Annotated in this window: 13 protein-coding genes and 1 pseudogene; 11 read left to right on the top strand and 3 right to left on the bottom strand. The window is 62.1% G+C overall.

Annotated elements, in window-relative coordinates:
- The 11 genes from B5F22_RS11305 to B5F22_RS11255 form a co-directional block, all read left to right on the top strand.
- Positions 1-810: putative glycoside hydrolase (locus tag B5F22_RS11305; protein WP_087392634.1), on the top strand; the 810-nt coding region annotated here is incomplete at its 5' end.
- A gap of 101 nt (positions 811-911) precedes the next feature.
- Complete coding sequence (locus B5F22_RS11300) at positions 912-1604, top strand: hydrolase (RefSeq protein ID WP_087234380.1); 693 nt, start codon at positions 912-914, stop codon at positions 1602-1604.
- Positions 1605-1889: 285 nt separating this feature from the next.
- Complete coding sequence (locus B5F22_RS11295) at positions 1890-2204, top strand: hypothetical protein (RefSeq protein WP_087392633.1); 315 nt, start codon at positions 1890-1892, stop codon at positions 2202-2204.
- Positions 2204-4210 (top strand): V-type ATP synthase subunit I, encoded by a 2007-nt coding sequence (locus B5F22_RS11290; RefSeq protein ID WP_087392632.1) that lies wholly within the window; start codon positions 2204-2206, stop codon positions 4208-4210. Before B5F22_RS11295 ends, B5F22_RS11290 begins: the two co-directional genes overlap by 1 nt.
- 1 nt (position 4211) lies before the next feature.
- Complete coding sequence (locus tag B5F22_RS11285; protein ID WP_087234373.1) at positions 4212-4706, top strand: V-type ATP synthase subunit K; 495 nt, start codon at positions 4212-4214, stop codon at positions 4704-4706.
- A 15-nt stretch (positions 4707-4721) separates the two neighbouring features.
- Positions 4722-5312: a V-type ATP synthase subunit E gene (locus tag B5F22_RS11280; protein ID WP_087392631.1), complete on the top strand. Its 591-nt coding sequence runs from the start codon at positions 4722-4724 to the stop codon at positions 5310-5312.
- A 44-nt stretch (positions 5313-5356) separates the two neighbouring features.
- Complete coding sequence (locus B5F22_RS11275) at positions 5357-6355, top strand: V-type ATPase subunit (RefSeq protein ID WP_087392630.1); 999 nt, start codon at positions 5357-5359, stop codon at positions 6353-6355.
- 15 nt (positions 6356-6370) lie between these two features.
- Positions 6371-6685 carry a V-type ATP synthase subunit F gene (locus B5F22_RS11270; RefSeq protein ID WP_087392629.1) on the top strand — a complete coding sequence of 105 codons (315 nt, stop codon included), beginning with the start codon at positions 6371-6373 and terminating at the stop codon, positions 6683-6685.
- Positions 6686-6901: 216 nt separating this feature from the next.
- Entirely contained in the window at positions 6902-8677 is a 1776-nt protein-coding gene (locus tag B5F22_RS11265) for a V-type ATP synthase subunit A (protein WP_087392628.1), read from the top strand.
- Positions 8674-10056 carry a V-type ATP synthase subunit B gene (locus tag B5F22_RS11260; RefSeq protein WP_087234362.1) on the top strand — a complete coding sequence of 461 codons (1383 nt, stop codon included), beginning with the start codon at positions 8674-8676 and terminating at the stop codon, positions 10054-10056. The genes B5F22_RS11265 and B5F22_RS11260 overlap by 4 nt, the downstream gene beginning before the upstream one ends.
- A gap of 3 nt (positions 10057-10059) precedes the next feature.
- Entirely contained in the window at positions 10060-10746 is a 687-nt protein-coding gene (locus B5F22_RS11255; protein WP_087234360.1) for a V-type ATP synthase subunit D, read from the top strand.
- An 83-nt stretch (positions 10747-10829) separates the two neighbouring features.
- Here the strand turns inward: B5F22_RS11255 and B5F22_RS12135 are convergent, their stop codons facing one another.
- From B5F22_RS12135 to B5F22_RS12355, 3 genes and pseudogenes are all read right to left on the bottom strand, one after another.
- Complete coding sequence (locus tag B5F22_RS12135) at positions 10830-11069, bottom strand: hypothetical protein (RefSeq protein ID WP_143482252.1); 240 nt, start codon at positions 11067-11069, stop codon at positions 10830-10832.
- Positions 11070-11751: 682 nt separating this feature from the next.
- Positions 11752-12786, bottom strand: a complete 1035-nt coding sequence (locus tag B5F22_RS11245) for a M42 family metallopeptidase (RefSeq protein WP_343223953.1) — start codon at positions 12784-12786, stop codon at positions 11752-11754.
- A gap of 85 nt (positions 12787-12871) precedes the next feature.
- Positions 12872-13286 (bottom strand): annotated as a pseudogene (locus B5F22_RS12355) (hypothetical protein); the annotation flags it as partial.

The following is a 13286-nucleotide window of genomic DNA, read 5'->3' as shown; positions in this document are numbered from 1 at the left end:
CCCACCCCCTCCCAGGCCCCGGAGACAGAGGAGATTCGGGCGGTGGACGTGACGGTGAGCCAGCTGCTGGACGGCTCGGCCCAGACCCTGGCCCAGCAGACGGGCTGTGACGCCGTGGTGGTGGAGGTCAAGGGGGAGGGGGGCAAGCTGCAGTGGCCCAGCCAGGCCGCTCTGGCCCGTCAGCTGGGCACGGTGTCCACCACCCAGAGCCTCACCCAGGCCCTCAGCGCTCTGTCCGCCCAGGACATCTACCTGGTGGCCCGGGTGGATTGCTTCCGGGACCAGGCCCTGGCCGCCGCCAACGTGGGAGGTAGCCTACTGATGGCCCGTAGCGGCAACCGCTGGTATGACTTCATGGGCATGAGCTGGGTCAGCCCGGTGAATACCCAGGTGCGGCAGTACCTGGTGGAGTTGTGCGTGGAGCTGTCCCAGATGGGCTTTGACGAGCTGGTGCTGGACAGCGCCTACTTCCCCGACCAGGGCGAGGTGCACGTGCTGGCCCAGTCCACCAACTACCCCCAAACCCGCGCCACCGTGGTGGAGCAGTTCTGGCAGGAGGTCACCCAGGCCCTGGAGGGCAGCCAGGTGCGCCTCTCCGCCCAGGTGCGGGGAGACTCCCTGGTGGAGGGCGGGGTCACCAGCGGCATGACCCCCCAGCTGCTGGCCCAGTACACCCAGCGGGTGTGGGTGACCCTGAACAAGGCCACCACCCAGACCCAGGTGACCCGTGCGCTGACCCAGGCGGGGATTGACTCCTCCCGCCAGCTGGTGGGCCAGGAGGCCGCCAGCGGCCAGACCATCTGGGAGTGAGCGACGAAAAGCCTCCCGGAGGGAGCCGCAAGCACGATCAGGGTTTGCATTCATCATTTTTCATTTTTCATTCTTCATTGTCCCATTTAGAGGAGAACCCCATGACAGAGAAAATTGCCCCCCGCAAGTGGGTGCCGGAGTACGAGGGCACCCTGCGCAGCCACATGATTAAAATTCCCACCTGCATCTCCGAGTGCTCCGGCATCCGGGTATTCGGGCGGAGAATCAAATCCCTGGCTTTCACCACCGACGTGGCGGTGATTCGCAACATCAACGCCGACGCCGTCATGGCCGTCTACCCCTTCACCCCCCAGCCCGCCATCCACCGAGCGGTGATGCAGGCCGCCGACATGCCCGTGTTTGTGGGAGTGGGCGGCGGCGTCACCCGGGGTCTGCGGGTGGTGAACCTGGCCAACGACGCCGAGCACGAGGGTGCCTTCGGGGTGGTGGTCAACGCCCCCACCCAAAACGACGTGGTGCGTCGGCTCAAGCAGGTGCTGGACATCCCGGTGGTGGTCACCGTGGTGTCCCACAACACCGACATTGCCGCCCGGCTGGAGGCCGGGGCGGATATCCTCAACATCTCCGGGGCCCGACATACCCCTGAGATTGTCCGGGCGGTGCGGGCCCAGTTCCCCAACGTCCCCATCATCGCCACCGGCGGACCCACCGACGAGAGCATTTTGGAGACCATCGCCGCCGGGGCCAACGCCATTACCTACACCCCGCCCAGCAGTGCGGATCTGTTCGCCGTCTCCATGCAGCGCTACCGCCAGGAACAGGGGGAAACCTGAGCCTTCCACATACCCGATTCCTTCAAGCCCCCAAGGCGTATGCCCTGGGGGTTTCTTTTTGTGGAACATTAGTTAAATAGGTAGTAAAGTAGAAAAGAGATAAAAATAGAACGGAAAACACAAAAAACACAGGGATTTTACAAAAAGAAGTGTGGAACTTTTTCACCGAAAATCTTAAAAAACTATTGAACCGATTTGACAAATGTGGTACAATTTTAACATAATCGGGGATCATCTAACCAAGGAACCTGATGACCTTTGAGTCCCAGAAAGAGGTGAGATACTATGGCATTTGAAGCCATCCAGAAGGTGACCCAGACCGAGGAGGCCTCCCGGGGCCAGAAGGCGGAAGCTGCCGCCCAGGCCAAGCGGATTGTGGCGGACGCCCAGCGGGCTGGAAAGGCGCTGGTGGCCGAGGCCCGGGCCCGGGCCCAGGAGAAGGCCAAGGCCATGATGGCCCAGGCCGAGGAGCTGGCCGCCCAGCAGTCCCGCCAGGTGCTGGAGGGCAACGCCCAGGCCTGTGAGGCCATGAAGCGGCAGGCCCGCGGGCATCTGGAGCAAGCGGCGGACCTCATTGTTGGAAGGGTAGGTAAAAACTGATGGCAATCGTAAAAATGAAACGGCTGCGCCTGATGGGGATGCGGTCGGAGCGTGAGAGCCTGCTGCACCTGCTGCAAAAGCTGGGGTGTGTGGAGGTGGACGAGCCTGCCATTGATCTGTCCGATCCCCAGTGGGCGGCGGTGGGCAAGCCGGATGGACAGGGACTGGCCACCGCCCGGGAGCAGAGCAATCTGCTCAACCAGGCGCTGAACGTGCTGGCCAGGCACGTCTCTCTCAAGGGGGGGCTGCTGCGCCCCCGGCCCCGGCTGAGCCGGAAGGAGCTGTTCGACCAGGACAGCTACCGGCGGGGGCTGGACACCGCTCAGGCCATTGTGGACGGGGAGCGGGAGCTGGCCAACCTCACGGCAGAGCAGGGCAAGTTGCAAACTCAAAAGGCGGCGCTGGCCCCATGGCTGTCCCTGGATGTACCTTTGGAGCTGTCCGGGGATGAGAACATTGCCGTGATCTTCGGCACCATCCCCGCCCGGGCGGATTACGCCGCCATGGAGGCGGCGGTGACCCAGGCCAGCCAGCTGACCAGCCTGACCTATGCCAGCGCAGACCGAGACTTGCAGTATTTCCTCCTCATCTGTCACAGCGATGTGGAGGAGCTTTGCTGTGAGACCATGCGGGAGTTTGGCTTCTCCCGCTCCAACCTCCGGGGCTGGACAGGGACGGCGGCGGACAATGACCGGCAGCTGGACAACCAGCTGGCGGTGGTGGCCCAGAAGATGGATGAGGCCAAAGAGCACATCGCCTCCTTTGCCCCCCACCGGGACGCTCTGCGTCTGTGCCTGGACCGGGTGGCTCAGGACATCGCTCGGGAGGAGGCCAAGGGTCGACTGGTGGATTCGGAATGTGCCTTCTATCTGGAGGGCTGGGTGCCCGACCCCGACGTAGAGGCGCTGGGACAGGCCCTGAGGGGCTATGTCTGCGCCTGGGACATCCGGGCGCCGGAGCGGGAGGAGTATCCCACGGTGCCGGTGAAGCTCAAGAGCAACCGGCTCACCGAGCCGCTGACCACCATTACCACCATGTACTCCCTGCCCGCCTATGACGGAGTGGATCCCAATGGGCTGATGATGCCCTTTTATGTGTTTTTCTTTGGCTTTATGTTTGCCGATTTGGGCTACGGCCTGATCCTGGCCGCCGTCACCGCATTCATCCAGTGGCGGATCCGTCCCAAGGGGGGATTCGGTCAGCTGGTGCGGCTGATGATCATGTGCGGCATTTCCTCTGCGGTGATCGGCCTGCTCACCGGTGGCTTTTTCTCCGACTTTTTGGTGCAGTTTACCGGGATGCTGGGCTTGCCCCAGCCGGTGATTCCGTTTTTGTCGGCGCCCGAGGGCAGCGGCGTACCCGGCCCGCTGCTCAACGTCATGGGCGATCCCATGAGTGTGCTGGTGTTCTCCCTGGTGGTAGGCCTGGTTCAGATCGTGGTTGGCATGGCGGTGAAGTTCTGGATGCTGTGCCGGGACGGCAAGGTGCTGGATGCGGTGCTGGACGTGGGATCCTGGTGGGTCATCTTTGTGGGCATCGCCCTGTTTGCCTTGGGCATCGGCAATGTGTCGGGCTACCCGGTGGTGCTGATCGTGGGCTGTTTGATGCTGCTGGGCCAGGCCCGGGGGGCCAAGGGCATCGGCGGGAAGCTGGGTGCGGTGATCGGTGCGGTGTACAACGGTGTCACCGGCTATTTTGGAGACATCCTCTCCTACTCCCGCTTGATGGTGATGATGTTGGCCGGCTCGGTCATCGGCCAGGTGTTCAACATCCTGGCGGCCATGCCCGGCAGCGGGCTGCCCCCGGCGCTGGGGATCCCAATTTTCTTCATCATCTTCCTGCTGGGACATAGCTTCAACATCGGGCTCAATGTCATTGGTACCTATGTACACACGTCCCGACTGCAATATCTGGAATTTTTCAAACAATTTTATCAGGAAGGCGGACGTCCCTGGCGTCCGTTGGAAATCAACACCAAGTACGTCGATATTGAGGAGGAAAAATAATATGTATATCAGCGAATTTCTGACCATGTATGCCGGTCCCTTCTTTGGATTTCTGGGTGCTGCTCTGGCTGCAGGCCTGGCCTGCGTCGGTTCCGCCAAGGGTACCGGTCTGGCCGGTGAGGCCGCCGCCGGCCTGTTGTCCGAGGATCCCTCTCAGTTCTCCAAGTGCATGATCCTGCAGGTCATCCCCGGCACCCAGGGTCTGTACGGCCTGGTCATCGGCTTTTTGGCCCTGATGAAGATGGGCCTGTTTGACGGCACCGTGGCCCAGCTGAGCGTGGCCAACGGCCTGCTGATTCTGGCCGCCTGCCTACCCATGGCACTGGGTGGTCTGCTCTCCGGCATTGCTCAGGGCCGTGTGGCCGCCGCTTCGGTGAACATCGTGGCCAAGAACCCCAACGACTGGTCCAAGGGCATGGTGCTGTGTATCATCGTGGAGTTCTACGCCATTTTGTCCCTGCTCATCTCCTTCCTGATGATCATGTTCGGCTTCTGAGCTGAGAGGTAGACTATGGACGGAATCGAGAAGATCATAGACCGCATCAGCAGCGATGCCCAGCGGGAAATCGACGACGTGCTGGCAGCGGCCCAGGCCGAGGCGGAGAAGATCACCGCCAAGTACCAGGCCCAGGCCCAGGCCGAGGCCGACGACATCCTGGCCCGTGGGGAGAAGGCTGCTGCCGAGCGGGGCGAGCGGCTGGCCAGCGTGGCCCAGCTGGAGTGCCGCAAGGAAGTGCTGCGGGCCAAGCAGGAGGTCGTGGAAGAGGCCTTCCAGCTGGCCATGAAGAAGCTCACCCAGCTGCCCCAGGAGAAGTGCGTGGCTCTGCTGGCCGATCTGGCCGCCCAGGCTGCCTCCAAGGGCACCGAGGCCCTCATCTTCTCCGCTGCCGATCGGGCCCGGTTGGGCAAGGCGGTGGTGGTGGCCGCCAACGAGAAGCTGGGGGACAAGGGCCAGCTGACCCTGTCCCAGGAGACCCGCCCCATGCAGGGAGGCTTCATCCTCAGCGACGGGGTGGTGGAGGTCAACTGCACCTTTGAGACCCTGGTGCGGCTGCAGCGGAACACCCTGTCCACCCAGGTGGCAGACGTGCTCTTCGGTTGATGCAGACCCTTTCACACATCATTTCAGAAAGGGGGAAATCAACCATGTCACACGAGAAAGATTTGGATTATTTGACCATATCCGCCCGCATCCACGCCATGGAGAACCGACTGCTCAACCATGAGCGCATGGAGCGGATGATTGAGGCCCGGGAGCTTTCCGAGGCTGCCAAGGTGCTCACCGAGTGCGGATATGAAGACCTGGGGCAGGTGACGGCAGGGGGCATTGAGGAGATGCTCTCCAAGGCCCAGACCGACCTGTTCCACGATTTGAGCAGTGCTGTGGGCAACCGGGCGCTGCTGGATGTGTTCCGGTGCAGCTACGACTACCACAATGCCAAGGTGCTGGTGAAGGCGGAGGCCCTGGGGGTCAACCAGGACGCTCTGCTCATGGGGGGCGGACGCTACGACCCCCAGAAGCTGGCGGAGGACTACGGCCGGGAGGACCTGCGGGGCTGTTCCGACATCTTCCGCCGGGGCGTGGCCCGTGCCCGGGAGACCCTGGGTGCCACCGGCGACCCCCAGCTGTCCGACTTCATTTTGGACCGGGCCTACTTTGAGGAGCTCACTGCCATGGCCCGTCAGGCGGACAGCAAGTTCCTGGAGGGCTACGTGGCCCTGACCATTGACGTGGCCAACCTGCGCTCCTGCGTCCGGGCATCCCGGCTGAACAAGGGCATGGATTTTCTCCAGCAGGTGCTGGTGCCCGGGGGCAATGTCCCCGCCCGTACCCTGGCCACTGCCCGGGGGGACGAGCTGGCGGGCCTGTTCCGCACCAGTCCCCTCTCCCAGGCCGCTGCCACTGGCTCCGCTCTGTCCGCCCCCGGCTCCGGCGCCCTCACCGACTTCGAGCGGGAGTGCGACGACGCCGTCATGGACTACCTGGGGGCAGGCCGCCGGGTGGCCTTTGGCGAGCAGCCCATTGTGGGCTACCTCTACGCCCGACAGGCGGAGATGACCGCCATTCGCATCATTTTGTCCGGCCGTATGGCGGGCCTGGACGGAGACACCATCCGGCAGCGTCTGCGCCGGACCTACGGTTAAAGGAGGGGAAGGGACATGGCTCGTTATCAGATCGCCGTCATCGGCGACAAGGACAGCGTGCTGGGCTTCAAGGCCTTAGGGCTGGCCACCTTTCCGGTGGACAGCGTGGACCAGGCCCGCACCACCCTCCACACCATCGCCAAGGAGAACTACGGGATCATCTATCTCACCGAGACCCTGGCGGCCAGCATGGACAGCGACATCGCCCGCTACAAGGATTCCCTGACCCCTGCCATCATTCTCATTCCCGGCAAAGAGGGCAGCCAGGGCATCGGCATGCGCAACATCAAAAAAGCGGTGGAACGCGCTGTGGGTGCGGATATTCTTTGATGGGGCAATCCCTCGCCATGACGGCTGCGGTTCTGACGGGCCCTTTTGCGCCATACCATCGTTGTGACTTTTTGAAATCCACAAAGGATTTCTGCAAAGCCACGCCTCGGTCTGACACAAAATTGCTCCGTCATACCACTTGCCGTTATGTCTCGGCATTGCCATGGCGTGTTTGAATACACAAAAATCAAAACCTAGAAGGAAGGTTTCGACGATATGGGTAAAGTAGTTAAGGTCTCCGGCCCCCTGGTGGTGGCCACCGGCCTGTCGGACGCCAACATGTCCGACGTGGTCCGTGTGGGTCCCCAGCGCCTCATCGGTGAGATCCTCACCATGAACGGGGATGCCGCCTCCATTCAGGTCTATGAGGAGACCTCCGGCCTGGGCCCCGGCGCCGAGGTGGTAACCACCGGTTACCCCATGAGCGTGGAGCTGGGCCCCGGCATGATTGAGAATATCTACGATGGAATCCAGCGACCCCTGGAGGAGATCATGAAGAAGGTGGGGGGCAACAACCTGCCCCGTGGCGTGGAGGTTCCCCCCATCGACCCCGAGAAGCTGTGGGAGTTCACTCCTGTGGCCAAGGCCGGGGATAAAGTGGAGGGCGGCGACGTCATCGGCACCGTCCCCGAGACCCCCGTGGTGCTCCACAAGATCATGGTGCCCCCCTACCTCAAGGGCACTCTGAAGAGCGTCACCCCCGCTGGCTCCTACAACGTGAAGACCGTGGTGGCGGTCCTGACCCGTGAAGACGGCACCGACGTGGAGATCACCATGAGCCAGCGCTGGCCCGTGCGTGTGGGCCGTCCCTACAAGCGCAAGTATCCCCCCGTCCGTCCCCTGTCCACCGGACAGCGGATTGTGGACACCTGCTTCCCCGTGGCCAAGGGCGGCACCGCCGCCATCCCCGGCCCCTTCGGCTCCGGCAAGACCGTGATGCAGCACGCCGTGGCCAAGTGGTCTGACGTGGACATCGTCATCTACATTGGCTGCGGCGAGCGTGGCAACGAGATGACCGACGTGCTTCGTGAGTTCCCCGAACTCATCGACCCCCGCACCGGCGAGTCCCTGATGAAGCGGACCGTGCTCATTGCCAACACCTCCGACATGCCCGTGGCTGCCCGTGAGGCCTCCATTTACACCGGCATCACCATTGCCGAGTACTTCCGTGACATGGGCTACGACGTGGCCGTCATCGCCGACTCCACCTCCCGCTGGGCCGAGGCTCTGCGTGAGATGTCCGGCCGTCTGGAAGAGATGCCCGGTGAGGAAGGCTACCCCGCCTACCTGGCCTCCCGTCTGGCCCAGTTCTACGAGCGGGCTGGCTCCGTGTCCTGCCTGGGCAGCGACGACCGCCGTGGTTCTCTGACCGCCGTGGGCGCCGTGTCTCCTCCCGGCGGCGACCTGTCCGAGCCCGTCAGCCAGGGCACCATGCGTATTGTCAAGGTGTTCTGGGCTCTGGACGCCCAGCTGGCCTACAAGCGCCACTTCCCCGCCATCAACTGGCTCAACTCCTACTCCCTGTACCTGGACTCCCTGAAGCCCTGGTTTGACGAGAACCTGGGCCCGGAGTTTATGGCCAACCGGGAGCAGGCCATGAGCTTGCTGCAGAGCGAGGCCAGCCTCAACGAGATTGTGCAGCTGGTTGGTAAGGACTCCCTGTCCCCCAACGACCAGCTGACCCTGGAGTCCGCCCGTATGGTGCGTGAGGACTTCCTCCAGCAAAACTCCTTTATGGACGTGGACTCCTACTCCAGCTATGACCGCCAGGCCCAGCTGCTGGCCATGATTCTGGGCTATGACAAGCTGTGCCGGGCCGCCATCGCCAAGGGCGCTCCCACCATGGAGCTGTTTGGCATCCCCGCCCGGGAGCGCATTGGCCGCGCCAAGTCCGTGCCCGTGGAGCAGTACCAGCAGGAGTACGCCGACATCCGGGTGCAGATGGAGCGGGAAATCGACGAAGTTGTGGAAAAGGCGGGTGATACCCTGTGATTCGTGAATATAGAACCATTCAGGAGATCGTCTCTCCTCTGATGATGGTGAAGATGGTGGAAAACGTCACCTATGACGAACTGGTGGAGGTGGAGCTGCCCGACGGCGGCATCCGCCGTGGTAAGGTGCTGGAGGTCAACGGCGACACCGCTGTGGTGCAGCTGTTCGAGTCCGCCGCCGGCATCAACCTGGCCCAGTCCAAGGTGCGTTTCCTGGGCCACCCCCTCCAGTTGGGTGTGTCCGGCGACATGCTGGGCCGCGTGTTCAACGGCATGGGCCGTCCCATTGACGGCGGCCCCGAGATCCTGGCCGAGGAGTACCGGGACATCAACGGCCTGCCCATGAACCCCGCCGCCCGGGACTACCCCAACGAGTTCATCCAGACCGGCGTGTCCACCATTGACGGTCTGAACACCCTGGTGCGTGGCCAGAAGCTGCCCATCTTCTCCGGCTCCGGTCTGCCCCACGCCCAGCTGGCCGCTCAGATTGCCCGTCAGGCCCGTGTGCTGGGCGACGACGCCGGCAACTTCGCCGTGGTGTTCGCCGCCATCGGTATCACTTACGAGGAGTCCGAGTACTTTGTCCAGGAGTTCAAGCGCACCGGCGCCATTGACCGCACCGTGCTGTTCACCAACCTGGCCAACGACCCCGCCGTGGAGCGCATCTCCACTCCTCGTATGGCTCTGACCGCCGCCGAGTACCTGGCCTTTGAAAAGGGCATGCACGTGCTGGTCATTTTGACCGACATCACCAACTACGCCGAGGCCCTGCGTGAGGTGTCTGCTGCCAAGAAGGAAGTGCCCGGCCGCCGTGGCTTCCCCGGCTACCTGTACACCGACCTGGCCACCATGTACGAGCGTGCCGGCCGTCAGCTGGGCAAGCCCGGTTCCATCACCATGATCCCCATCCTCACCATGCCTGAGGATGACAAGACCCACCCCATCCCCGACCTGACCGGATATATCACCGAGGGCCAGATCATCCTCTCCCGTGCCCTCTACCGCCAGGGCATCAATCCCCCCGTGGATGTGCTGCCCTCTCTGTCCCGTCTGAAGGACAAGGGTATCGGCGAGGGTAAGACCCGCGAGGACCACGCCAACACCATGAACCAGCTCTTTGCCGCCTACTCCACCGGTAAGGACAACAAGGAGCTGATGTCCATTCTGGGCGAGGCCGCTCTGACCCCCACCGATCTGCTGTACGCCAAGTTCGCCGATGAGTTTGAAAAGCGCTATGTCAACCAGGGTTATGAGACCAACCGCTCCATTGAGGAGACCCTGGACCTGGGTTGGGAGCTGCTGTCCATCCTGCCCAAGGCGGAGCTCAAGCGCATCAAGCCGGAGTATATCGACAAGTACCTGCCCAAGAAGGAGGGATAAACAATGGCTGCCACCGTTGTCAATCCCACCCGAATGGAGCTCACCCGCTTAAAACGCAAGCTGAAGACCGCCCAGCGGGGCCACAAGCTGCTGAAAGACAAGCGGGACGAGCTGATGAAGCAGTTCCTGGACACCGTGCGGGAGGTGCGCGCCCTGCGCAGTCAGGTGGAGGAGGAGCTGATGCGGGTGCACGGCTCCTTCACCGTGGCCTCCGCTCTCATGAGCGGGGCGGCCATGGAGCAGGCGCTGATGTACCCCAAGCAGAGCGTGGAGCTGGACATGAGCTTCCGCAATGTGATGAGCGTCAACGTGCCCACTTACACCTATAAGACCCGCACCAGCGACACCTCGGACATCTTCCCCTACGGCTTTGCCACCACCTCCGGTGAGCTGGACTCCGCCGTGGAGGCCCTGGGCGATGTGTTCCAGTCCATGCTCAAGCTGGCCCAGATCGAAAAGACCGCCCAGCTGCTGGCCGAGGAGATCGAAAAGACCCGCCGCCGGGTCAACGCCCTGGAATACGTGATGATTCCCAACACCCAGGAGGCCATCCGGTATATCACCATGAAGCTGGATGAGAACGACCGCTCCACCACCACCCGATTGATGAAGGTGAAGGACATGCTGCTCAAGCAGGCCCTGGAGGAGCAGAAGGCCCGGGATGCTGAGGCTTTGCAGAACTTCCAATAAGAGCAAAAAAACAAGACGCCCCAGAGGCGTCTTGTTTTTTTGCATATGGTTGGATGTGAAAAGCCTGGTCTAGGCTTTTAGGGTTAGTCCTGGAGAATGACATTCGCAAAGGTGCGATACTCCAGTTCACCGTCGGCCCGTGCATAGGTGCCTCGATGGCTGGTGTCAATGAGAATGGTGTCCCCGTCGATGGTGTATCGTGCGGTGTAGTAGGTGGTGGACGTACTGTAGACCACCACCTGGGTGTCGTTGAGCAGGGGAAAGGTGCGTTGGGAGTCGGCAGAATTCGAACCCAGGTGATAGGCACTCAAACAGCCGCTCACGATTAAAAGAAACGCCAAAGCGATCGCACTTTGCATAGGGTATCGCGTGAATATGGAGCCGGAGCTTCCTTTGAGAGAATACATGATGGCTAGAAAGCCGATAGCCAGGAAGACATTGACGAGAGAGAGACACAGTGAGTACAGCTGTGCCTCTATGCTCCAGGAAGAGAAAAAGAGGAAAACATATGCAAGAGATAAGACCAAACACAAAAATATGGTAAATATAATGCGATAAAAGATAAGCCGGAGAGTAGAGATATCATTCGGCTCGATGGAGTAAAGCATGACAAGTGCCAAGGAGCCAAGCAAAACCAAGGCGCATATGGCGGCAGAAAACAAAACATAATAGATGAAATTATCGTTGGATAGTTGGATACAGGATGTGTCCAGAGACCAATACTGCACGATGCCCAGATCATGGCAGTAGGAGAAGAACCGCATGATAAATGTGGATACCGCTAAAAAAGCGGAGACCAGCAGGGTCACCCCCACGGCATGGCGGTCCAGACGCCCGATGATGGTTTTCAATACCTGTGGTATACCGTCGATTTGTTGCGCAAAGGCTTGAAAATACGCCTTTGCAAGACTGCCTTTGTCTGCTGTCTGCGCCTGACGGGCGCCTCTGCGGTGCCGCTGTCTCCGGGGCGTATGGCTGGGGGGAGAAGTTCGAGTCCCCATGACCTTACCCCACAAAGGCGTCCAGCAGCTTCAACGTGCTCAGCACGCCCTTCTTATGGCTGCGCTCGTAGCCGTGGGAGGCGAAGACACCAGGGCCGATGAGGCCGTGGCGCACCTCATACCCGGCGGAGAGGGTGGCGTCGGCGTCCGAGCCGTAGTTGGTGAAGATGTCCACGGCGTAGTCCGCGCCGCTCTGCTTGGCAGCCTCAATGAGCTGGCTGGTGAGGGCGTAGTCATAGGGGGAGCGGCCATCCTTGGCGCAGATGGACACCTTGCGCTCCTCGCCCTCCAGGTTGTCGCCCACGCAGCCCATGTCCACCGCCACCACGTCGGTGATGCCAGCGGGGACGGAGGTGGAGCCGCCGTGGCCCACTTCCTCATATCCGGTGAGGTGCAGCCACACCGGCCGGGTGGGGGTCACTTCCCCATTGGCCACCTGGCGGGCCAGGGCCAGGAGAATACCCGCAGACAGCTTATCGTCCAAGAAGCGGCTCTTGATGTACCCAGAGGGGGTGACAGTGGTGCGGGGGTCAAAACACACCACATCCCCGTTGGAGATGCCCAGGGCCTTCACGTCCTCCCGGCTCTCCACCTCCTCGTCCAGCACCACCTCCATGGTGTCGAAGGTGCGGGGGGTGTCGGAATAGTCGGGGTTGACGTGGGCAGAGGGATTGTGGAGCTGGAAGGTGCCGGTGTACACCTTGCCGTCCCGGGTGCGGATGCGCACATTCTCCCCCTCGCAGTTGTGGGGACGCAGGCCGCCCACGTTGACAATGTGGATGCGGCCCTCCCCGGTGATGCGGGAGATCATGCCGCCCAGGGTGTCCAGGTGGGCCAGCAGCAGCAGGCCGCCCGCCTGGGGCAGGTTGGGGGTGAGGTTCACCAGAACGGCCCCTTTCCGGGTGTATTGAGGGTCAAAACCCAGGTCTTTCAGATGATTGTATGCATATTGTGCCACCGTTTCGGTGTAGCCGGAGGGGCTGTCAATGGCCAGCAGGGCCAGAGCCTGTTCCACGGCGTCATTTACTACGTGTTCCACACAGATCGCTTCCTTTGTTGAAAAAGTCCGGCGGCCGAATGCCGTCGGACTTTAGTATAGCATGGTGTCGGGGGAATGCGCAAGGTCACATCCCGGTCTGCTCCAGTAGTTGGCGCAGCAGGGCCGCCCGTTTCACGCCCTCCTGGGCCAGTTGGCCATAGAGTTGCATGAGGTCGGGGCTGCCCGCCTTGGCCCGGCAGGTCTGGAACTCCTGGGTGAGGGCCTGGTTGCGCTGGTAAAGCTGGCGCAGGCCCCCTACGTAGGTGGTCATCCGGGGAGCGGTGAGCTGGGCCACCGGCCAGTAGCGGACCCCGGACTGGAGGAAGTAGGCCGCCGAGAGCTGCTTGGCCTGCTGGTGGAGCTGGGCGGCCACGTTGGACATTTGGCGGCTCTGCTTGCCCGCCCGGCGGCTGAGCAGTCGGGCCAGCTGCCACTGCTCCAGACTGTCCAGCACTTGCTGGCGCAGACAGCAGGTCTTGGGCTGAGGCTGGGGTCTGGGG

The sequence above is a fragment of the Pseudoflavonifractor sp. An187 genome, assembly GCF_002160275.1.
In the GTDB taxonomy this organism is placed as follows: Bacteria; Bacillota; Clostridia; order Oscillospirales; family Oscillospiraceae; genus Enterenecus; species Enterenecus faecium.
This window is presented reverse-complemented; position numbering and strand designations above follow the sequence as displayed.

What these genes read in the sequence shown, in the direction of transcription:
- B5F22_RS11300 (WP_087234380.1), top strand. Translation starts at nt 912, where the DNA reads ATGACAGAGAAAATTGCCCCCCGCAAGTGGGTGCCGGAGTACGAGGGC.
- B5F22_RS11295 (WP_087392633.1), top strand. Translation starts at nt 1,890, where the DNA reads ATGGCATTTGAAGCCATCCAGAAGGTGACCCAGACCGAGGAGGCCTCC.
- B5F22_RS11290 (WP_087392632.1), top strand. Translation starts at nt 2,204, where the DNA reads ATGGCAATCGTAAAAATGAAACGGCTGCGCCTGATGGGGATGCGGTCG.
- B5F22_RS11285 (WP_087234373.1), top strand. Translation starts at nt 4,212, where the DNA reads ATGTATATCAGCGAATTTCTGACCATGTATGCCGGTCCCTTCTTTGGA.
- B5F22_RS11280 (WP_087392631.1), top strand. Translation starts at nt 4,722, where the DNA reads ATGGACGGAATCGAGAAGATCATAGACCGCATCAGCAGCGATGCCCAG.
- B5F22_RS11275 (WP_087392630.1), top strand. Translation starts at nt 5,357, where the DNA reads ATGTCACACGAGAAAGATTTGGATTATTTGACCATATCCGCCCGCATC.
- B5F22_RS11270 (WP_087392629.1), top strand. Translation starts at nt 6,371, where the DNA reads ATGGCTCGTTATCAGATCGCCGTCATCGGCGACAAGGACAGCGTGCTG.
- B5F22_RS11265 (WP_087392628.1), top strand. Translation starts at nt 6,902, where the DNA reads ATGGGTAAAGTAGTTAAGGTCTCCGGCCCCCTGGTGGTGGCCACCGGC.
- B5F22_RS11255 (WP_087234360.1), top strand. Translation starts at nt 10,060, where the DNA reads ATGGCTGCCACCGTTGTCAATCCCACCCGAATGGAGCTCACCCGCTTA.